Here is an 18,241-nt window from a genome sequence, read left to right on the forward strand (position 1 = left end):
CTAGATCCGTTCCATCACTGCACGACGATTTCCTTGAACAACACGGCGCTCACCTGCTGCGGCGCCACCGCGTTGTTGACCCGCTTGGTCAGTTCTTCCTTGAGGCGAAACAGCCCGGCGGAACCGTTGATGTCGGAGGGACGCAGTTCGCGCAGGTAGGTCTGGAACAGGTCGGTGACGCGCGGCAGGCTCGGCTTGATCGCCTCGACCTGCTTCTCGTCCTTGATCTCGAGCACGACCTTGACGCGGAGATATTGCACCCGCTCGCCGGGGGCCCCGACCAGGTTGACCATCATATCGGGCACTTCGACAAAGGACGGCGGCTTCGGCGGCGGCGCTTCGGCGTGCTTTTCCTCGCCATGGCCGCGCATCAGGAAGAACCAGCCGGCGCCGGCGCCGAGGATTGCGACGAAACCCGCCACCGCAATGATCAGCTTGAGCTTGCCCTTTTTCGACGATGCGGCTTCTGCGCCGTCTGCGCCTTCCACCTGCTCGTTGTCAGCCATTGCCCCGCCCGCTTCGATTCCGAAAAACGAACGCGGTTGCCACCAGCCTGGGTAACGATGCCCCCACAACGCGAAACAAAAGCCGCCAGCGCACACGCGCTCTACATCTGCAACGCTAGGGTAATAATGGTTAACGGAACCTTTCCATTAGCGCCCAACTAGGAAAAATCTGCCGGGCAAACATGGTCAACAAGACCTTTCTGCCGCCCGCCCCGCGCCCCGAAAAAAGCCTAACCCCTTAAAAATCCAGCATTTCCGTAACTGGCACGGCTTTCGCTGAGTAACTGGCGTGACCTGCCGGCTTGGGAGAGCCCAAAGGTTTACGACGGATCCGGACCACGGGCTTGGGAGAGCCTGTTTCGGATCGATCAAGGGGAGAACCACCGATGGAGAATATGCTTCTCGTCGGACTTTCGCGGCAGATGACGCTGGAACGGCAGTTGGATGTCGTCGCCAACAACGTCGCCAACATCAACACGACCGGCTTCAAGGCCGACCGGTCGCTGTTCGAGGAATATCTGCGCTCGCCGGCGCATGAAGACAATTTCGTGCACGCCGACCGCCGCGTCTCCTTCGTGCACGACCGCGCCACCTTCCACGATTTCGCGCCCGGCCCCTCCGAGCAGACCAAGAACCCGCTCGACGTCGCGATCGACGGCAACGCCTTCCTGGTGGTGCAGACGGCCGCCGGCGAACGCTACACCCGCGACGGCGGCCTGCAGATCAACAATCAGGGCCAGCTCGTGACCGCGAGCGGCGATCCGGTGCTGGGCACCTCCGGCCCGATCGTGTTCCAGCCCACCGACAAGGCGATCAACATCGCAGCCGACGGCAATATCACGGTCCTCGAGGGCACCGGCAGCACCGACGCGGTCCGCGGCAAGCTGCGGCTGGTCAATTTTGCCGACGCGCAGAAGCTCGTGAAGGAAGGCGGCAACCTCTACTCCGCGGGCCAGGGCGTCGCCGCCCAGCCCGACACCACCTCGCGGGTCCGCCAGGGTTTTATCGAGAAGTCGAACGTCAATTCCGTTCACGAAATGAGCCGCATGATCGAGATCACGCGCACCTACACGCAGATCTCGGCGATGCTGCAACAGCAGCACGACCTGCACCGAACCGCAGTCGAGAAACTCGCCGACGTTCCGGCATAACCGTAAGGCATTGATCGATGCGCGCTTTATACTCAGCAGCGACCGGCATGGCGGCACAGGAACTCAACGTTCAGGTGATCTCCAACAACATCGCGAATATGCGCACCACCGGCTACAAGAAGCAGCGCGCCGCGTTTCAGGACCTGATCTATGACCACGTGCGCCGCGTCGGCGCGCAAGCCTCCGACCAGGGCACCATCTTGCCCGTCGGCGTCGACATCGGCGGCGGCGTCAAGACCGTCGGCACGCCGCGCCTGATGAGCCAGGGCACGCTGTCGCCGACCGGCAACGACCTCGACATCGCGATCCGCGGCGAAGGCTTCTTCAAGATCCAGGTGCCCGACGGCACCTATGCCTATACCCGCGACGGCTCGTTCATGATGGACGCGCAGGGCCGCGTCGTCACCGCACAGGGCAATCCGGTGCAGCCGACGATCACGATCCCGCAGAATTCCTCCCAGATCACCATCAACGCGCAGGGCCAGGTCACCGTGATTGTGCCCGGCTCGACTACACCGACGCAGGTCGGCCAGATCGGCCTGACCCGCTTCATCAACAAGGCCGGCCTCAACCCGATCGGCGACAATCTGTTCACGGACACGCCCGCCTCCGGCACGCCGCAGGACGGCGTCGCCAACACCGACGGTTTTGGTGACATGCAGCAGGGCAATCTCGAACAGGCCAATGTCGAGGTGGTGACCGAAATCTCCGACCTGATCGCCGCCCAGCGCGCCTATGAGATGAACGCCAAGGTGGTCAGCGCGGCCGACCAGATGATGCAATCGACCGCCAACATGTTCCGCTAAAGGACTGGTCATGATCGCCCGCGCCCTCCTCCTGGCCACAGCCCTGATCGCCGCATCGAGCGCGGCCGCGGTCGCGCAGACCCAGGAAAGCTTCACGAACCGCAATGCGATCGCCGCACCCGTGCTGCGCGCCAACGTGCAGGTGTCGAGCGATCTGGTGCGGATCGGCGACGTCATCGACAATGCCGGCAGCGCAGCGCAGATCGCGATCTACCGCGCGCCGGATCTGGGCACCACGGGCTCGCTGCCGGTCGCGCAGGTGCTCAACACCCTTCGCGCCCATCATGTGATCGGCGTCGATACCCGCGACCTCAGGGAAATTTCGGTGACGCGTCTGGCTCGTACGCTCGAGGGCAAGGATATCGAGTTGCAGATCGCCCGCGCGCTGGAACGCCGCAACGGTCTCGGCGACGCCGCCAATCTGTCGCTGACTTTCGACCGCGACCCCAGCGACGTCAGGCTGGACGCCGGCTTCACCGGCGCCATGCAGGCAGCCATCGTGCGCTACGACAACCGCAACGGCCGCTTCGACGTCACCTTTGAAATCGGCAACGACAACGGCGCCGCCGCAGCCAAGCTGCGTTTCACCGGCACGGCGATCGAGACCGTCGAAGCCACGGTGCTGGCACGCAATGTCGAGCGCAATGAGATCCTGAAATCATCCGACGTGGTGGTCGAGCGTCGCGCGAAAGCGGAAGTCGGCGCTGATGCCGCCGCGCGCGACCGCGCGGTGGGCATGCAGGCCCGCCGCCAGCTCCGCGCCGGCCAGGCGATCCGCACCGCCGATCTCGTCAAACCCGACCTGGTGCAGCGCGACCAAAACGTCATGTTGGTCTACGAGGCGCCCGGAATCTACCTCACCATGCGCGGCAAGGCGCTGGACAACGGCACCGAAGGCGACGTCGTCAGCGTCATGAACGTGCAGTCGAAGCGCACGCTGTCCGGCACCGTGATCGGCCGCGGCCAGGTTTCGATCACGCCCGCGGCGCCCCGCCCGCCGCAGACCAGCGATGCCACCTCCTCGCTCGGCTCCACACAACCCGCGCCCGTTGCCGTAGCTACCGTCAGTTCGCCAGTCGCTCCAAAAGCCGAGTAATGTAAAATGTCAGTCATCCGTCTCAACCGCATCATTCTCACGGGCGCCATGCTGTCGCTGGCCGCCCTGGCCGGCGGTTGTTCCTCGATCGACCGTCTGTCGCAAATCGGCGAAAAGCCGAAGCTGACGGAGATCGAAAACCCGACCACGCAGCCCGGCTACAAGCCGGTGCAGATGCCGATGCCGAAGCCGGAGCAGGCTTCCTACAATGCCAACTCGCTGTGGCGGAACGGCTCGCGCGCCTTCTTTAGGGATCAGCGCGCGGCGCGGATCGGCGATATCCTGACGGTGACCGTCAACATCACCGACAAGGCCAACCTGTCCAATGAGACCCAGCGCAGCCGCACCGCCAAGGAAGACTCCGGGATTTCCGACTTCATCGGATCCCAGACGATCACGCAGCCGCTCAAGGTTTTGCCCGGCAAAATCCTGACCACGGACTCGACGTCGTCGAGCGACGGCAAGGGCTCGGTCAACCGCCAGGAGTCTCTCACCACCAACGTCGCCGCCGTGGTGACGCAGGTGCTGCCGAACGGCAATCTCGTGGTCGAAGGCAAGCAGGAGATCCGCGTCAACTTCGAAATTCGGGAACTCATCGTCGCCGGCATCGTCCGCCCCGAAGACATCCAGAGCGACAACACCATCGATTCCTCCAAGATCGCGCAGGCCCGCATCGCCTATGGCGGCCGCGGCCAGATCACCGACGTGCAGCAACCCCGCTACGGCCAGCAGGTGATGGACGTGCTGCTGCCGTTCTAGTTTTTCTTAGAGCTCCCACACCTCATCGCGAACCTAGGCGCGATGAAGTGTATCAACGCGGCCTCCGCCAGCTCCCCTGGCGGAGGCCGTGGTCGTTTTGGCTGAATGTCAGGAATGGAGACATCGCCGCCGCAAATCTCCAAAGGGCATCATGACCTCGGTTCAAAAATCCGGCTCTTCCTCAGCCACCCGGTTCTGGTGACGCCAATGCTGCCATATGGCCAGCCCGACCGAGGCCGCCGCCGCCAGCAGCAGCAAGCCGGAAATCGGCCGCGTCAGGAAAAGCCAGGGATTCGCGTCGGTCATGATCGCGCGCACCAGATTGATTTCGATCTGGTCGCCGAGAATTAAACCTAAGATCAGCGGCGCGAGCGGAAAGCCGAGCTTGACCAGCACGTAACCGACGACGCCGAACAGCAGCAGCACGTAGACGCTCTGCATGGTATTGTTGAGCGCGTAGGCGCCGACGACGCAGAGCACGAGCACGACCGGCGCCAGCACCGCCATCCGCACCGAGGTCACCCGCAGCATCAGCGGCATCAGCACGATGCAGATCAGCAGCATGCAGGGGTGCGCCAGGATGTAGGCCGCATAGATGCCATAGGCGATATCAGGGTTTTGCGAGATGAACAGCGGTCCCGACTGAATGCCGTGGATCGTCATCGCGCCCAGCATCACGGCGGTTACGGCGTCACCGGGGATGCCGAATGCCATGATGGTCATCAGCGAGCCGCTGACATTTGCGTTATTCGAGGCTTCCGAAGCGATGATGCCCTCGGGGTGCCCCTTGCCGAAACGCTCCGGCGTTTTCGAGAACTTCTTGGCCTGGTCATAGGCCATGACGCTCGATGCGCTACCGCCGATGGCAGGCAGGATTCCGATGATCAGCCCGACGATCGTTGCCCACGCGAGCAGGAACGGCTGCTTGAAGATTTCCAGGTTCACCTTGAGGTGCGAGAAGCGCTCGAGCCTGACCCCGACCAGCGACTCCAGCGCCCGGCCGCGCGGCGAATTCAGCTTCTCCAGATCGGTCATGATCTGCGCGAAAGCGAAAATGCCGATCAGCACGGGGAGGAATGGAAAGCCGCCGCCGATGAACGCCGAGCCGAAGGTAAAGCGCGGCACGCTGCCGATCGGATCGTGGCCGACCACCGTGATCAACAACCCGATGGCGGTCGAGATCAGTCCCTTGAGGAGCGAGGATTCGGTGAGACCCGCTACCATCGCCATGGCGAGCACGAACAGCGAGAAGTACTCCCATGGCCCGAATTCCAGCGCGATCGCCGCAAGCGGCCCGGTGAGGAACACCAGGAATAAGGCGCCGAGCAGGCCGCCCCAGACCGAAGCCCAGACGCCGAGCCAGATGGCACGGCCCGGCTCGCCATTGCGCGCCATTGGAAAGCCGTCGAACGTGGTGGCGATCGAAGAAGGCGAGCCTGGGATACCAAGCAGACAGCAGGCGATGAGGCCGCCGGTCGATCCGCCGACATAGACGCCGGTCATCGCCGCAAGGCCCGCCAGCGGATCGAGCCCATAGGTGAACGGCAGCACCACGATAACCGTCATGGTGATGGTGACGCCCGGCAGCGAACCACCGATCACGCCGATGAATGTGCCGGCAAACAGCGGCAACAGATATTTCCACTGGGCGACGTTGACGAGGCCGTTCCAGAGTAAATCGAGCATCAGAAGCCCGTCCAGGCGCCGCGTGGCAGCAGCACCAGCAGGTATCGTTCGAAGACGAAGTAGCTCACCATGGCAGTGCCGAGCGCAATCGCGGCGAGTACACCCCATTGCCGCGCCGTTCGCGGACGGTCCAAAGCGGCCTGCAGCGCGCCGACGAACAAGACCGTGGCGACGCGAAATCCCACGAGCGGCAGCAGCACCACATAGGCGCCGACGATTGCGAACGCGATCACGACCAGGCGATAATTTCGTCGCGGCGCCTCACCCGCGCCGGCTGCGGCCGCCGGGCGGCGCTTCAGGAGGTCCTGCAGAACTAATAGCGCGCTCGCGGCCGCCATGAACGACAGCACGATGGCCGGGTAAAAACCTGGCCCGACCGGAACGATCGGCAGGGACGGAAGCTGGAACGACTTGACCAGGAGGACCAGGCTGATCGCGAGCAGAATCAGCCCGGCAATTCCGTCGCGGCCGATACTCATTTCTTGATCAGGCCGAGATCGGTCATGACGACCTTGTTCTCGTTGTCGATCTTGGCGAGGAACTGCGCATAGTCATTGGCATTGAGGAATGCCACGCGGGTTCCTTGCAGCTTCATCGCCTGGGCGAAACTCGGCTCCTTGGTCGCCTTGGCGCAGCTCTCCTCGAGCTTGGCGCGCACCTGCGCGGGTGTCCCTTTGGGGACGAAGATGCCGCGCGCCACTTCGTACACGATGTTCATGCCGAGGTCCTTGAGCGTCGGCACGTCGGGCGCTTCCGGATCGCGCTTCTCGCTGGCGATCGCGATGTAGCGCAGCAGGCCGGCTTCGACCTTGCCCTTCTGCGTCAGGTTGGAGTCGGTGAGGTTGATGTGGCCGCCAAGCAGCGCGTTCATCCGCGGGGCCAGGCCGTCGTAGGACACGAACTTGAATTTCACGCCGGCCGCCTTCTCGATCATTGCCGGGAAGATGTGGCTGGTCGAGCCGAGCGTGGCGCCCACCGTGATCTCGCCCGGCCGCTTCTTGGCGTCGTCGGCGAGCTCCTGCCAGTTCTTCCAGGGCGTTTTGGCACTTGCGGTCAGCACCGAGGGCGTCGCCGAGACCAGGCAAATCGGCTCGAAGTCGGTGTATTTGACGTCACTGATGCCCGCGTAGAACGTCAGGTGAATGTAGTCGTGCACCGCGTAGACCGTATAGCCGTCGGGCGCCGCAGCCTTCGCCTCGCGCGCGCCGGTAGTGCCGGACGCACCGCCGACATTGGCGACAACCACCGGTTGGCCGATGTGCTTCTGGAGTTCGGCGGCGAACGGCCGGAAGATATTATCGGTGTCACCCCCCGCGGCCCATGGCACGATCATCTTGATGGGGCGGTCGGGATATTGCGCCATCGCTGGCGCCGATAAGGCGGCCAGCACGCCGACCAGCGCGGCTGCGCCGACCATCGTCACGAATGTCCTTGCCATCCGTTCTCTCCCTGGTCGTTTCGTGGGCCATTCAGGCTCTCCGTCGGGACAATAACAGCCGATCCCCGCAGGGGAAAGCCCTGCGGGGATCGCATGCCCGCTACGGCCAGCAGGTGATGGACGTGCTGTGCCGTTCTGAGTCTTATCCAGAGCTCCCACACTCCATCGCAAACCTAGGCACGATGACATGTATCAACGCGGCCCTCGCCAGCTCCCATGGCGAGGACCGTGGTCATTTTTGAATGGTGCATCGCGAAAATGTATTCGCGCGGTCCGATGTCAGTTCGAACGACGACGCACATGGCGCTTGTCGATGAGCTGGGCGTTGGCGCTGAAGTTGCGATTGTCCGTGCAATAAGCCGTCCGGCCCGAAGCCGCAGCCTGGCACAGCGCGTTGGTCGTGAAGATACACTCGCCCGACCCGCCGCGGAAGTCGTCGCCCTGAATGCAATAAGGGTAATCCTTCGCAGAAGCCGCGCTAAGGCCGGTGAAGAAGACAACTGCCGATGTGACGAGGGCAGTAAGTACTATACGCATGTTACGCATGTTTCCCTGCCGCGCTAACAGGGCATTCGTAGGTCCGGGCTCAGTTTGGCAGCGTGAGGTATTTCACATTGCCAAGGTCACTGTTGGCGCCAGCACTTGTTGCGGAAGCCGTGGTCGATTTGAAAATCATTGAAGGGATGCAGCGCTGCTCAGGTTTCGTGGGCGTGCGTCGATGCGCAACCCTTCGCCTCGGAACGTTTCCCCTCCCCTCCTCGTTTTTCATCCATCAACCTCGACGGAGGGAACCATGACCCTGGAAGCAAACGAAACCGGCAACCTGATTGGTAGCGACAAGGTCGAGGGAACTGCGGTCTATGGCGCCGATCGCAACAAGATCGGTTCGATCGAGCGCGTCATGATCGACAAGAAGAGCGGCAGGGTGTCCTATGCCGTGCTCTCTTTCGGCGGCTTTCTCGGCATCGGCGACGACCATTATCCGCTGCCATGGCAATCGCTGAAATACGATACCTCGCTCGGCGGCTACGTCACCGGCGTGACGGAAGCGCAGCTGAAGGACGCACCGCATTACCGCAACGACAACACCTGGAACTGGAGCGACCCGACCAGGGCCCGCGCCGTCAACGACTATTACGGCATCGCGATCTGATCGCGGTCACACCTTGACTTGCGAAGGGCCGCCTCGAGCGGGCCTTCTGCGAACACAGATGCGTGTGCCTGTCAGCAGAGAACTATTCCTGCTGCATTGCGTTGGGGTCTGCGGGAGCCAGAGCAATGGGAAAATTCTTCTTGATCATTATCGCCATCAGCGTCGCCGTTTTGCTGGCGATGAGCGCGTATGTCATCAGCCTGTGACGGCGATGCGCCCCGCGAGATCAAAATGGCGCGGTCGCGTCTCCTCACAAGGTCGCTCAAAAAAGGCAGGCTCCAGCGCCTCTCGGGGGGAAGATAGCGCCGAAGCCTGACAAGGTTACCGTGTGTCTAGCGACACGATTGCATAATTTTCCCGATCGAGAATCGTTCCTGCCTGGACGTCACTTCCTCATGGTTGCGACAGGAGAAGTGGCGGCGGTCCACGGCGCCCGCAGTTCCCGCGCCTTGCGTGCTGGCGTCCTTCGGCGAAAGCCTGGAGTTCCCGGTCGTCGCGCCGATCACGCGTTCTTCGTCGCGGCTCCGCCGGTCGTCGTGCTGTTGTTCATATCGTCGCCGGCGGTCGCCTTCAAAGCCGGTCCGTCGGCCCGCGAACTGCATACGCTCCTGCATCCCTCGTAAGGCGGGTGCGCCGCGAACGCACGCAAGCGCGCCGCGCGCGTCCCTGCGAGATGACATGTTGCGAATCGTCACGAGCGATGCAACGGGCGCGGCAGCGTCGGGTGTGCAAGTTTGTCGCATGGCGGTATTGCCTGAGTGCGCACAACGGCGCGCAGACAAGCGGCGCTCAAACGCCTCCGCCAGAACTTCGGTCGGCAGCCATGCCCACCCAATACGATTGGTTAACGAAGCTGCCGGCGGCGACGGGGATCCGTGGTCCTGGCATCCATATTAGCGCCACGCGCCGAATCTCCTTCGAGTCCGGCCGGGTTTTCAATTAACCATTAACTCCCCGGCGACAGCGGCAAGACGAATTCGTCATCGTCTTAAGCCCGTTAAAACCACTGCACGGGGAGCGCTGGCTGATCCCGAGTACCCGTGGTGACCGGCGTGTGGCCTGCCACCAATGCACGGGGCCGAGGGTACTCGGCGGCCCGGCATTCCCTGCGCCCTCTTTCTTTTTTGATGGAACCGGTTAGCATGACCCGGGTGAAATGAGCTGCGGCAACGCGAACACACCCGTTGTCATTCGTCCGCGCCGGGCAGGCGATCGAGTACTCCAGAGACAGCAGTGATGGACACGACAGGGCGCGGCGTACTGGATACCCCGCAAGTGCGGCGTATGACCATCTCTTGTGGGGCAGCGCTTCTCCTCCTCCTCGCGATCCTCATCCCGGCCTCGCCTGCGTTCGCAGAGCCGTGCAGCAGGCCGGCAGCACGCTCCAAGATCGTCGAGACGCTCCCGCTCGCCTCGGAGCAGCGGCCGGTCAACATCACATTCCGCACCCACGCCGACGGTGTGAAACTGTCGCTCGGCCTGAAGTCGAAATATCCCGACGATATGACCATCATTCTGCAGCGTGACTTCGAGCAGTTGAATATCAAGGAAGACCGCTTCGAGGTCTTGCTGCGACTCATGGGGGCGAGGGAACGCCTCTCGGTGCCCTTCACCGCGATCAAGGCATTTTGGGACAAGTCCGACTTAAAGTGCTCGGACAGTTAAAACCTTTATTGTCTTGCAATGAGATAAAGTGGTGACCGCTTCCCGCCATCTCCTGCCTGGGAGAGAAGCCACATGTGCCACCTCTGCGATGCCCGAGAAGCCGTCACTGCACAAGCTACATCACGTCGCCGCTTTCTCGGCCTGACGGGCGGTATCGCCGCCGGGCTCGCTTTTTCGTCCGCCGCGTGGGCCAAGGATAAAAAGCCGCCGCCCAAGCCGCAAAACGTGGTCTCGCCGGATGAGGCACTCGACCGGCTGATGATGGGCAACGCCCGTTATGTCGAAGGCATCTCACGCCGGCACGATTTCAAGCACGAGCGCGAGGCGCTGGCGGGCGGACAAAATCCCTACGCCGCCATCTTGAGCTGCGCGGATTCCCGTATTGCTCCCGAATACGCGTTCGACAGCGGTCGCGGCGATCTGTTCGTCTGCCGCGTCGCCGGCAATTTCGCCAATGACGACTCCGTGGCGAGCCTGGAATATTCGGTCGCTGTCCTCAACACCCCGCTGTTCGTGGTGCTCGGCCACGAAAGCTGCGGCGCGGTGGATGCGACGATCAAGTCGCTGAAGGACAACACTACCCTGCCCGGCCACCTGCCATCGCTGGTCGCGGCGCTGGCACCAGCGGTGAAGGCCGTTGCAGATCAGCCGGGCGACAAGCTCGTGAACGCCACTCGGCGAAACGTCAGTGATAACGTCGCCAAGCTCAAGGCCGCGGCGCCGATTCTCAGTGAGGCGGTCGGGCAAGGCAAGTTGAAAATAGTCGGCGGCATCTATCGGCTCGGTGACGGCAGGGTCGAATTGCTGTCGTAGCCGGACGAGCGTTCACTCCGGCGTCGCCCGCCGGATCAGGGCGCAGAGCCCGGTCATGCGCGCGATCGGATGTTCGACGAACAGTCGGCAGGAAGCGAGCGCTCCCTTCAGCGTATCCGGCGGTGTGGCAGGTTTCAGTTGCGACGCGAGAACCGCGCCATGCGCATACCCAAGCGCGCGAGTCGAAACCGTCAACGCATTCAACCGGCCTTGACGCTGCAGCGGCGCCAGCATGGTTCGCACCAGCGCCAGGTAGGCCGGCCAGTAAGCGAGATGCCGGTACATGCTCGCGATCAGTTGCGGCTCGGTGTCTTCGCCGAAGCAATTCAATTCACCGACCAGCGCCGCCACTTCGGGATCGAGCGCATCCATCGGCGGCAATTCCGGGATTTTGGCGCCGGACGGTTTTGGCGCGGTATCGGCAGCCGTCACGCTATCGGCCGGGCGCGGCTCGTAATGTGCCAGCAGCGCCGAGAGCACGACGAGTGCGAGCGCGTTGGTATATTGATAGCTGTCGAGCACGTCACGAATGAGCGCGCGTTCGGCCTCGTCCACGCCGGCGGCAGCTAAGGTATCTGTGGAGAAGCCAGGCCAGTCAGGCAGCGCGATCGTCTGCCTGACGGCTTCGGCATGCAATGGGGCGTCGCCGAGATAAAGCGGACGGACGGTGGACCACGTCCATTCCAGCGCACCCGGCATGGTCGCAAGGTTGCGCCAGATCAGGTTGACCACGCTGGTGCCGAGAACCTTTCGAATGTCGGCATAGATGTCGGCGATTTCACCCTTGGCGTCAGATTCGAGAACCGACGGAACGCTCTCAGCCATCACACCCACCCGTCCCGGCGCGCTTCGCGCTTCGCCCACCATCTCTCAAAATCATTTATGCTGAATGGTGGGCACGCGGAGCCTGTCATCGGGCGCGCATTCGCGCGACCCGTTGGCTTTGCCCACCCCACAAATCTATGAGGCGTCACCCGAACTTCGCTTCCACCGTGCCCAACCCGTCGAGCTCCATCTTCACGCTGTCGCCCGCATCGAGCCAGACGGTTTTCACAAGACTGCCTGTGAGCACGATCTGCCCGGCATGCAGTCCCTTGCCCTCTTCGGCGAGATGATTGGCGAGCCAGGCCAGTGCGTTGTGGGGATGGCCAAGCACGTCGGCGCCGGTGCCGCGCCCGGCTTCCTTGCCGTTGACGATGGCGTGGCCCTTGACCGTGAGCAGGTCCGGCGCCCTGGTGCGCGCCACTGCCTTGCCGAGCACGCAGCCGGCGGCGAAGAAATCATCGGCAACCAGCGTCGGCGCGCCCATCGTCTCCCATTTGACGTAGCGGTCGTCGACGATCTCGATCGCGGGATGGTAGGCCTCGATCGCCTCCATCATCCACTCCGCGGTGAACGGGGCTTCCGACGGCGCAAGATTGCGTGCGAGCCGCACCGCGATCTCGCATTCGACGCCGACACGGACATAATCGCCATAGCGCAGCTCGGCGCCGCTGACGTGAACGCCCTTGGCAAACACGCCACCGGCGCAGGGATGGGGGATGTCGAGATATTGCTGCATCACCGCGCTGGTGCAGCCGATCTTGTAACCGACCAGACTGCCGGTCTGCGGCAGCAGCAGGTCGTGGACCGCGCGTTGAATGCGATAGCCTTCCGCCTCATCGCCGGGCACAAGCTCAGCGGGAAGCGAGGCCAGCGGCGTGCGATTGCGGCGGGCAGTAGCGATGATCTGTGCGGCCGCAAGAATGTTGTCCATCAGCGGCGGCTTTCTGTTGCAAGGCGCAGCGCTGACCGCATGGCGGTCAGCCGCCCGTCAATGTGCCCTACTCGTCCCGGTAAACCTTCTCGCGCTTCTCGTGGCGTTCCTGCGCTTCCACCGACAGCGTTGCAATCGGACGGGCCTCCAGCCGCTTGAGCGAGATCGGCTCGCCGGTCTCCTCGCAATAGCCGTAGGTGTTGTCCTCGATGCGTTGCAGCGCGGCGTCGATCTTGGAGATCAATTTGCGCTGGCGGTCGCGGGCGCGCAGTTCGATGGCGCGATCGGTTTCGGAAGAGGCGCGATCAGCCAGATCGGGATGATTGACGTTCTCTTCCTGAAGGGTTTGCAGGGTAATCTTTGATTCCCTCAGGATCTCGTCCTTCCACGCCAGCAGCTTGGCGCGAAAATAATCGCGCTGGCGGTCGTTCATGAAAGGCTCTTTTTCGGAGGGTCGATAATTCTTCAACTTTTCCAAGGCCAGCCCATCTTCACGTGCAAGGCGGGGCGGAAAATTGTCCGTCCGCGCCGGCCTTATATAGCGGCGGGTTGTGACAGACAATATCGTCCGTCCCCGTGGGAGTACCGCCCCCAAGGCCTTGCACAGGCAAAACTATCGGGGCGGCCCACTGCCTTAATATCCGACCGTAAAACGCTGGCGGATATGAGCCGGGCGTTCGATCTCATCGGCGAGTGCAATTGCGAAATCCTCGAAGGAAATCGAGCTTTTGCCGTCGGCAGCGGTCAAAAGCTGGTCGGTCCCGAGACGGAACTTGCCGGTTCGCTCGCCGGCCACAAACAGCGCCGAGGGCGACAGGAAGGTCCAGCTGAGTTCCTTCTCGGCCCGGAGCAGGTCGAGGAAGGCCGCACCCTTCTCGGCTTCCGCCTTGTATACCACGGGAAAGCCAGGGGTGGTGACCAGCCGGACACCGGGGGCCACTTCGAGGCTGCCGGCGCCGCCGACGACGAGGTAGCGGGCGACCTTCGAATCCTTGGCGGCCCCGATCAGCTTGGCCGGATCGCTGGCAAGAAAGTGGACCGAACTGATCGCGACGTCGTGGCCGGCCAGCAGCCGGGCAAGGCCGGCCTGGTCCATCACGTCGCCTTTGGTCGGCGTGACGCTGGGCCCGCTTGCGATCTTGTCGGGATGGCGGGCGATGGCGGTCACGCTGTGGCCGCGGCGGGCGAGTTCGGCAGTGATGCGCGAACCGGCATTGCCGGACGCGCCGATGACGGCGATTTTCATGGAAGTCTCCCTTGCGATACGCGAATGTGGTATCCAATGGTGACTAGATAGCGAAAGGGATGTAAGTGTGAAGAGAGCACTTTTGGGTCACCTGATTACGCCGGAGTAACCGCTATGAAAGCCGCCAATTCGAAAACCCCGAACGCCTATGCGGCCGATTGCCCGACGCGCCAGATTCTCGATCGCGTCGGCGACAAATGGGCGGTGTTAATCCTGCTTCTCGTGCGCGACGAGCCGATGCGTTTCAATGCGTTACGGCGGACGATTGAAGGCATCTCGCAGAAGATGCTGAGCCAGGTTCTCAAATCGCTCGAACGCGACGGACTGATCCGGCGGCGCGCGATCGCGACTGTGCCGGTCACGGTGGAGTATTCGATCACGCCGCTCGGCGCGACGCTCGCCGGCGCCGTCGATCCGTTGCGAGAGTGGGCGGAGAATAACCTGAAGGAGGTGTTGAACGCGCAGCGCCGTTACGACGCGGCGCGCAAGGATATCGCGGCGTAAATCTTAGAACTGCCCGGCCTTTGCGAGCTCGACTTCAACCCGCAGCTCGATCTCGGACAGCACGGCATCGAGGCCGGGATCGCCGGAGGAGGATTTCAGATTGGCCGCGGCGTCGCGCAGCCGGTTCACGGTGGAAGCATCGAGATTGCCGGAGAGCAGCCCGATCTTGAGTTCGTCGAGCACGTCGAGCGCGCCCCTGCCCCGCGCCACCGAACGCTTGCGGCGCTCGGTCGGATCCTCGACGCCCTGCAGGGCGAGCAGCGCATCGATGTTGCCGGCGGCCTTGGGTGCTGCGGCCGAGCGCAACTCTTCGGGTGCAGCCGTCGTCTCCGGCAGCGAGAAGCCGGTCGAACTGGTTCGCCGCGTGTGGGTCGCGGGCGATCCAAGCGTGGTGCCGTTCGGTCCGTAGATGCGCATCGTGTGATCTCGCCGTGAGAGTAGAGAGACCTTCGCCCTCTTATGGTTAATGATGCGTAAATGGCCCGGCAAAATCTGCCGACGTGCGGCAGTTTCGCCCTTCATGGTGAAGTCGCCGCAGCACCATGCCTCCAGCGAACATCCAGAAATATCAAGGTATTGCATCAGAAACGCGACGTGGCACGGCGTTCGCATAGTTAATGCTGGATCGCCGTCATGGGAGTGGCGCAAGCGGTCCGGTCAAGACCTCGAGGGGAGCACAGGATGCCCGGCATCCGTTCGGCAAGACTGATTTGGGTGGCCTGCGCCGCGCTGTTGGCGCTGGCGTTATCGCCCTCGGCCGCGGGTGCGACGTCGCGGATCAAGGATCTCGCCAACATCGAAGGCGTGCGGCAGAACCAGCTGATCGGCTACGGCCTCGTGGTCGGCCTCAACGGCACCGGCGACACGCTGAACAACATCCCCTTCACCAAGCAATCGCTGCAGGCGATGCTGGAGCGCATGGGCGTCAACATCCGCGGCGCCACCATCCGCACCGGCAACGTCGCCGCCGTCATGGTCACCGGCAATCTGCCGGCCTTCGGGACTCAAGGCACGCGGATGGACGTCACGGTATCCGCGCTCGGCGACGCCAAGAACCTGCAGGGCGGCACCCTGCTCGTCACCCCCCTGCTCGGCGCCGACGGCAACGTCTATGCGGTCGCCCAGGGCTCGCTCGCGATCTCCGGCTTCCAGGCCGAAGGCGAAGCCGCCAAGATTACCCGCGGCGTGCCGACCGTCGGCCGCATCGCCAACGGCGCCATCATCGAGCGCGAGATCGAATTCGCGCTCAATCGCCTGCCCAATGTCCGGCTGGCGCTGCGCAACGCCGATTTCACCACCGCCAAGCGCATAGCGGCGGCCGTCAACGATTTCCTCGGCGTCAAGACCGCCGAGCCGATCGATCCCTCCACGGTGCAGCTCGCGATCCCCACCGAATTCAAGGGCAACGTCGTCGCTTTCCTGACCGAGATCGAGCAATTGCAGGTCGAGCCGGATCTCGCCGCCAAGATCGTCATCGACGAACGTTCCGGCATCATCGTGATGGGCCGCGACGTCCGCGTCGCCACCGTGGCGGTGGCGCAAGGTAATCTCACCGTAACGATTTCCGAAAGCCCGCAAGTCAGCCAGCCCAACCCGCTGTCGCGCGGCCGCACCGTGGTGACGCCGCGCACGGGGGTCAGCGTCAGCGAAGACGGCAAGAAATTTGCGGTCGTGAAAGACGGCGTCTCGCTGCAGCAGCTCGTCGACGGCCTCAACGGGCTTGGCATCGGCCCGCGCGACCTGATCGGCATCCTGCAGGCGATCAAGGCCGCCGGCGCGATCCAGGCCGACATCGAGGTGATGTGATGGACACGAGCCTTATCAATGGGATCGGTGCCTACACGAAGAAAAAGGCTTCGCTGATCAACGGCCGCAACGATCCGCAACTCGCCGACGCGCTGAAGAAGATTTCGCCTGAGGCGCAGAAGAAGACGCGCGCCAAGGCCCAGGAGTTCGAGGCGATGTTCCTCAACTCGATGTTTTCGCAGATGACCACCGGCGTCAAAGGCGAAGGGCCGTTCGGCGACACGACCGGCACCGGCGTCTGGCGCTCGATGCTGACGGACGAATATTCGAAATCCTTTGCCAAGTCCGGCGGCATCGGCATTTCCAACGACGTCTTCCGCTCCTTGATCCTGCAGCAAGCCAACCGCGCCGGCTGATCCAAAAGGAAAACCCGACATGAATCAGCGTCCTCAGGCCAGCCCCGCACGCTCACCGGCATCCGCACCAGCAAGAGCGATCTCCACGCCGCCGGAAGCGCGCAAGCTCGCGGAAGATCTGATGGACGTGATGACCGGCCTGCTCGGCATCATCGAACGCGAAACCGAACTGGTTCGCGCCGGCAAAATCCCCGAAGCGATGCGGCTGGAAGAGCAGAAAGGCGAGTTGTCGGGCCGCTATATGGTGGCGGTCGAAAGCCTGAAGAACGCGCAAAAATATCTCACTCAGGTCTCGCCGGAATTGCTGACCACGCTGCGGCGCCATCACGACACCTTCCGCGCCATGCTGCAGGTCAACCTCACCGTCCTTGCGACGGCGCATGCGGTGTCCGAAGGCATCGTGCGCGGCGTCAACACCGAGATGCAACGCAAGAACATCCCGAACACCTATACAGCCTCGGGACAGCGCGCGACGCCCGGACCACGCAACATTACGCCGCTCACGGTCAGCCGCTCGCTGTGATCGTTCCGTGCTTCCAAAAAAATAGCAGCAATTTTAACTAAAAACTTCCGCGGATTTCAGCGCGAAATTCAGCGCATTCTCTAACATTGTATTGAGGGGTGTTGGGGCATAGTTCCGATTCGAGAGGGGTTGGGATTTGACTCGAAGCAAGCCAGGAGGCTGCCGTGAGTACAGATTTCAGCATCAAGCCGGTGGGGGCACCGGTTGCCGCGCCGATTGTGCAGCCCGTGAGCGAAGCGGCGCATAAGGCGGTGGCGACAGAACTGCCGGCGGCGCAAAGCGTCACGGCGGCAGATGCGAGCGCACGTGCGCGCGCGGAGTCAGATGCGGTCAATGTTTCCAGATCGCGTCAGGTGGTTTTCGATCGCGCAGCTGCCTCGATCGTCTACCAGGTCGTCGATACCAGGACCAGCGTGGTGGTGCAGCAGTTTCCCGATGAAGCGGTGCTGCGCCGTCGCGCCTATTTCCACGCCCTCGACCTGACCAAGGACGCGCCGACGCGCGCTCTTGCCACCGATCGCAAGGCTTGACGCGCGAAACCGTCAGGCCTTGCCTGACAGGCCCGCGGCGAGGTTGCAGTTGATGTCGATCAGCGACTTCAGTTTCGCCGGATCCGGATTCAGCTGCATGTCGACTGTCTGCTTCATCACGAACACGCCGAGATTGGCGATGTTCTGACGAATTTCCAGCGGTTGCGGGTTGTCGTTGGTCTCGACCGCGCTCATGAAGATCGACCACAGCCGGCGATTGAAGAGCAGCGCATTGTGCATGTTCTTGTCGGGGCCAGTCCAGTTGGCCTGAACATCCAGAAGCTGTCTCGCAGCCTTCAGCAGCGCCTGCGCTTCGATTTCACGGGGAGATGCCGTTGCATGTGACGTACGCGCGTAGGCCTGGGCTGCATTGGACATTCACGACCTCGATGGGAGCGGCTCGCAGGACCGCTGGGGGACTTCAAAACTGCCCAACTTTCATACAGT

The 18,241-nt window shown here is 62.9% G+C and carries 24 protein-coding genes; 13 read left to right on the forward strand and 11 right to left on the reverse strand.

Annotated elements, in window-relative coordinates:
- Nucleotides 1–14: 14 nt before the first annotated feature.
- Nucleotides 15–506, reverse strand: coding sequence for a flagellar basal body-associated protein FliL (fliL, locus tag V1294_RS28820; RefSeq protein WP_334478909.1), 492 nt, complete (start codon nt 504–506; stop codon nt 15–17).
- Between the two features lie 386 nt (nt 507–892).
- Between fliL and flgF the strand changes: the two genes are divergently transcribed.
- From flgF to flgH, 4 genes are read left to right on the forward strand one after another with little or no spacing between them, the layout of a single operon-like run.
- The gene (gene flgF / locus V1294_RS28825) at nt 893–1,657 is read left to right on the forward strand and encodes a flagellar basal-body rod protein FlgF (protein ID WP_108519782.1); all 765 of its coding nucleotides are present in this window, start codon (nt 893–895) and stop codon (nt 1,655–1,657) included.
- A 17-nt stretch (nt 1,658–1,674) separates the two neighbouring features.
- Nucleotides 1,675–2,463: a flagellar basal-body rod protein FlgG gene (flgG, locus tag V1294_RS28830; RefSeq protein WP_334478907.1), complete on the forward strand. Its 789-nt coding sequence runs from the start codon at nt 1,675–1,677 to the stop codon at nt 2,461–2,463.
- A gap of 10 nt (nt 2,464–2,473) precedes the next feature.
- Nucleotides 2,474–3,559: a flagellar basal body P-ring formation chaperone FlgA gene (flgA, locus tag V1294_RS28835; RefSeq protein ID WP_334501899.1), complete on the forward strand. Its 1,086-nt coding sequence runs from the start codon at nt 2,474–2,476 to the stop codon at nt 3,557–3,559.
- Between the two features lie 6 nt (nt 3,560–3,565).
- A complete protein-coding gene (flgH, locus tag V1294_RS28840; protein WP_334501901.1) occupies nt 3,566–4,318 on the forward strand; it encodes a flagellar basal body L-ring protein FlgH in 753 nt (250 codons plus the stop codon).
- Between the two features lie 162 nt (nt 4,319–4,480).
- Here the strand turns inward: flgH and V1294_RS28845 are convergent, their stop codons facing one another.
- The 4 genes from V1294_RS28845 to V1294_RS28860 all read right to left on the reverse strand — a co-directional run bounded on the left by V1294_RS28845 (nt 4,481) and on the right by V1294_RS28860 (nt 7,988).
- Complete coding sequence (locus tag V1294_RS28845; RefSeq protein WP_334501903.1) at nt 4,481–6,004, reverse strand: tripartite tricarboxylate transporter permease; 1,524 nt, start codon at nt 6,002–6,004, stop codon at nt 4,481–4,483.
- On the reverse strand, nt 6,004–6,483 hold the full coding sequence (locus V1294_RS28850) for a tripartite tricarboxylate transporter TctB family protein (protein WP_334501905.1): 480 nt from the start codon (nt 6,481–6,483) through the stop codon (nt 6,004–6,006). The genes V1294_RS28845 and V1294_RS28850 overlap by 1 nt, the downstream gene beginning before the upstream one ends.
- Entirely contained in the window at nt 6,480–7,442 is a 963-nt protein-coding gene (locus V1294_RS28855; RefSeq protein WP_334501907.1) for a Bug family tripartite tricarboxylate transporter substrate binding protein, read from the reverse strand. Before V1294_RS28855 ends, V1294_RS28850 begins: the two co-directional genes overlap by 4 nt.
- A gap of 279 nt (nt 7,443–7,721) precedes the next feature.
- Nucleotides 7,722–7,988, reverse strand: a complete 267-nt coding sequence (locus V1294_RS28860) for a DUF3551 domain-containing protein (RefSeq protein ID WP_334501910.1) — start codon at nt 7,986–7,988, stop codon at nt 7,722–7,724.
- Nucleotides 7,989–8,235: 247 nt separating this feature from the next.
- Here V1294_RS28860 and V1294_RS28865 point away from each other — a divergent pair, with 247 nt between their 5' ends.
- The 4 genes from V1294_RS28865 (at nt 8,236) to V1294_RS28880 (ending at nt 11,073) form a co-directional block, all read left to right on the forward strand.
- Complete coding sequence (locus tag V1294_RS28865; RefSeq protein WP_334478898.1) at nt 8,236–8,595, forward strand: PRC-barrel domain-containing protein; 360 nt, start codon at nt 8,236–8,238, stop codon at nt 8,593–8,595.
- A 395-nt stretch (nt 8,596–8,990) separates the two neighbouring features.
- A complete protein-coding gene (locus V1294_RS28870) occupies nt 8,991–9,218 on the forward strand; it encodes a hypothetical protein (RefSeq protein WP_334501912.1) in 228 nt (75 codons plus the stop codon).
- Nucleotides 9,219–9,831: 613 nt separating this feature from the next.
- Nucleotides 9,832–10,260, forward strand: coding sequence for a ClpXP protease specificity-enhancing factor SspB (locus V1294_RS28875; protein WP_334489585.1), 429 nt, complete (start codon nt 9,832–9,834; stop codon nt 10,258–10,260).
- 72 nt (nt 10,261–10,332) lie between these two features.
- Nucleotides 10,333–11,073, forward strand: coding sequence for a carbonic anhydrase (locus V1294_RS28880; protein WP_334501915.1), 741 nt, complete (start codon nt 10,333–10,335; stop codon nt 11,071–11,073).
- A gap of 12 nt (nt 11,074–11,085) precedes the next feature.
- Here the strand turns inward: V1294_RS28880 and V1294_RS28885 are convergent, their stop codons facing one another.
- The 4 genes from V1294_RS28885 to V1294_RS28900 form a co-directional block, all read right to left on the reverse strand.
- On the reverse strand, nt 11,086–11,898 hold the full coding sequence (locus V1294_RS28885) for a hypothetical protein (RefSeq protein ID WP_334501917.1): 813 nt from the start codon (nt 11,896–11,898) through the stop codon (nt 11,086–11,088).
- Between the two features lie 145 nt (nt 11,899–12,043).
- Nucleotides 12,044–12,829, reverse strand: a complete 786-nt coding sequence (locus V1294_RS28890; RefSeq protein WP_334501920.1) for a 2-keto-4-pentenoate hydratase — start codon at nt 12,827–12,829, stop codon at nt 12,044–12,046.
- Between the two features lie 67 nt (nt 12,830–12,896).
- On the reverse strand, nt 12,897–13,262 hold the full coding sequence (gene dksA, locus V1294_RS28895; protein ID WP_092509290.1) for an RNA polymerase-binding protein DksA: 366 nt from the start codon (nt 13,260–13,262) through the stop codon (nt 12,897–12,899).
- Nucleotides 13,263–13,463: 201 nt separating this feature from the next.
- Nucleotides 13,464–14,075, reverse strand: coding sequence for an NAD(P)-dependent oxidoreductase (locus tag V1294_RS28900; protein ID WP_334501922.1), 612 nt, complete (start codon nt 14,073–14,075; stop codon nt 13,464–13,466).
- 114 nt (nt 14,076–14,189) lie between these two features.
- Here V1294_RS28900 and V1294_RS28905 point away from each other — a divergent pair, with 114 nt between their 5' ends.
- Complete coding sequence (locus V1294_RS28905) at nt 14,190–14,579, forward strand: winged helix-turn-helix transcriptional regulator (RefSeq protein WP_334478889.1); 390 nt, start codon at nt 14,190–14,192, stop codon at nt 14,577–14,579.
- A gap of 3 nt (nt 14,580–14,582) precedes the next feature.
- Here V1294_RS28905 and V1294_RS28910 read toward each other — a convergent pair whose 3' ends face one another.
- Nucleotides 14,583–14,996 (reverse strand): flagellar assembly protein FliX, encoded by a 414-nt coding sequence (locus V1294_RS28910; RefSeq protein WP_334478888.1) that lies wholly within the window; start codon nt 14,994–14,996, stop codon nt 14,583–14,585.
- A gap of 264 nt (nt 14,997–15,260) precedes the next feature.
- Between V1294_RS28910 and V1294_RS28915 the strand changes: the two genes are divergently transcribed.
- The 4 genes from V1294_RS28915 (at nt 15,261) to V1294_RS28930 (ending at nt 17,794) form a co-directional block, all read left to right on the forward strand.
- A complete protein-coding gene (locus tag V1294_RS28915) occupies nt 15,261–16,385 on the forward strand; it encodes a flagellar basal body P-ring protein FlgI (RefSeq protein WP_334501924.1) in 1,125 nt (374 codons plus the stop codon).
- Nucleotides 16,385–16,741, forward strand: coding sequence for a flagellar assembly peptidoglycan hydrolase FlgJ (gene flgJ, locus V1294_RS28920; protein ID WP_108513185.1), 357 nt, complete (start codon nt 16,385–16,387; stop codon nt 16,739–16,741). The genes V1294_RS28915 and flgJ overlap by 1 nt, the downstream gene beginning before the upstream one ends.
- 19 nt (nt 16,742–16,760) lie before the next feature.
- On the forward strand, nt 16,761–17,264 hold the full coding sequence (locus tag V1294_RS28925; RefSeq protein ID WP_334501926.1) for a hypothetical protein: 504 nt from the start codon (nt 16,761–16,763) through the stop codon (nt 17,262–17,264).
- A 164-nt stretch (nt 17,265–17,428) separates the two neighbouring features.
- Nucleotides 17,429–17,794, forward strand: coding sequence for a hypothetical protein (locus V1294_RS28930; RefSeq protein WP_334501929.1), 366 nt, complete (start codon nt 17,429–17,431; stop codon nt 17,792–17,794).
- Between the two features lie 12 nt (nt 17,795–17,806).
- On the opposite strand, the gene flaF is transcribed toward V1294_RS28930, so the two are convergent.
- Nucleotides 17,807–18,172 (reverse strand): flagellar biosynthesis regulator FlaF, encoded by a 366-nt coding sequence (gene flaF / locus V1294_RS28935; protein ID WP_334501931.1) that lies wholly within the window; start codon nt 18,170–18,172, stop codon nt 17,807–17,809.
- Nucleotides 18,173–18,241 lie beyond the last annotated feature (69 nt).

Origin of the sequence: Bradyrhizobium sp. AZCC 1678, assembly GCF_036924765.1 — a bacterium.
Classification (GTDB): domain Bacteria; phylum Pseudomonadota; class Alphaproteobacteria; order Rhizobiales; family Xanthobacteraceae; genus Bradyrhizobium; species Bradyrhizobium algeriense.

Coding starts and splice junctions, on each gene's coding strand:
- fliL (WP_334478909.1), bottom strand. CDS start 506: ATGGCTGACAACGAGCAGGTGGAAGGCGCAGACGGCGCAGAAGCCGCA.
- flgF (WP_108519782.1), top strand. CDS start 893: ATGGAGAATATGCTTCTCGTCGGACTTTCGCGGCAGATGACGCTGGAA.
- flgG (WP_334478907.1), top strand. CDS start 1,675: ATGCGCGCTTTATACTCAGCAGCGACCGGCATGGCGGCACAGGAACTC.
- flgA (WP_334501899.1), top strand. CDS start 2,474: ATGATCGCCCGCGCCCTCCTCCTGGCCACAGCCCTGATCGCCGCATCG.
- flgH (WP_334501901.1), top strand. CDS start 3,566: ATGTCAGTCATCCGTCTCAACCGCATCATTCTCACGGGCGCCATGCTG.
- V1294_RS28845 (WP_334501903.1), bottom strand. CDS start 6,004: ATGCTCGATTTACTCTGGAACGGCCTCGTCAACGTCGCCCAGTGGAAA.
- V1294_RS28850 (WP_334501905.1), bottom strand. CDS start 6,483: ATGAGTATCGGCCGCGACGGAATTGCCGGGCTGATTCTGCTCGCGATC.
- V1294_RS28855 (WP_334501907.1), bottom strand. CDS start 7,442: ATGGCAAGGACATTCGTGACGATGGTCGGCGCAGCCGCGCTGGTCGGC.
- V1294_RS28860 (WP_334501910.1), bottom strand. CDS start 7,988: ATGCGTAACATGCGTATAGTACTTACTGCCCTCGTCACATCGGCAGTT.
- V1294_RS28865 (WP_334478898.1), top strand. CDS start 8,236: ATGACCCTGGAAGCAAACGAAACCGGCAACCTGATTGGTAGCGACAAG.
- V1294_RS28870 (WP_334501912.1), top strand. CDS start 8,991: ATGGTTGCGACAGGAGAAGTGGCGGCGGTCCACGGCGCCCGCAGTTCC.
- V1294_RS28875 (WP_334489585.1), top strand. CDS start 9,832: ATGGACACGACAGGGCGCGGCGTACTGGATACCCCGCAAGTGCGGCGT.
- V1294_RS28880 (WP_334501915.1), top strand. CDS start 10,333: ATGTGCCACCTCTGCGATGCCCGAGAAGCCGTCACTGCACAAGCTACA.
- V1294_RS28885 (WP_334501917.1), bottom strand. CDS start 11,898: ATGGCTGAGAGCGTTCCGTCGGTTCTCGAATCTGACGCCAAGGGTGAA.
- V1294_RS28890 (WP_334501920.1), bottom strand. CDS start 12,829: ATGGACAACATTCTTGCGGCCGCACAGATCATCGCTACTGCCCGCCGC.
- dksA (WP_092509290.1), bottom strand. CDS start 13,262: ATGAACGACCGCCAGCGCGATTATTTTCGCGCCAAGCTGCTGGCGTGG.
- V1294_RS28900 (WP_334501922.1), bottom strand. CDS start 14,075: ATGAAAATCGCCGTCATCGGCGCGTCCGGCAATGCCGGTTCGCGCATC.
- V1294_RS28905 (WP_334478889.1), top strand. CDS start 14,190: ATGAAAGCCGCCAATTCGAAAACCCCGAACGCCTATGCGGCCGATTGC.
- V1294_RS28910 (WP_334478888.1), bottom strand. CDS start 14,996: ATGCGCATCTACGGACCGAACGGCACCACGCTTGGATCGCCCGCGACC.
- V1294_RS28915 (WP_334501924.1), top strand. CDS start 15,261: ATGCCCGGCATCCGTTCGGCAAGACTGATTTGGGTGGCCTGCGCCGCG.
- flgJ (WP_108513185.1), top strand. CDS start 16,385: ATGGACACGAGCCTTATCAATGGGATCGGTGCCTACACGAAGAAAAAG.
- V1294_RS28925 (WP_334501926.1), top strand. CDS start 16,761: ATGAATCAGCGTCCTCAGGCCAGCCCCGCACGCTCACCGGCATCCGCA.
- flaF (WP_334501931.1), bottom strand. CDS start 18,172: ATGTCCAATGCAGCCCAGGCCTACGCGCGTACGTCACATGCAACGGCA.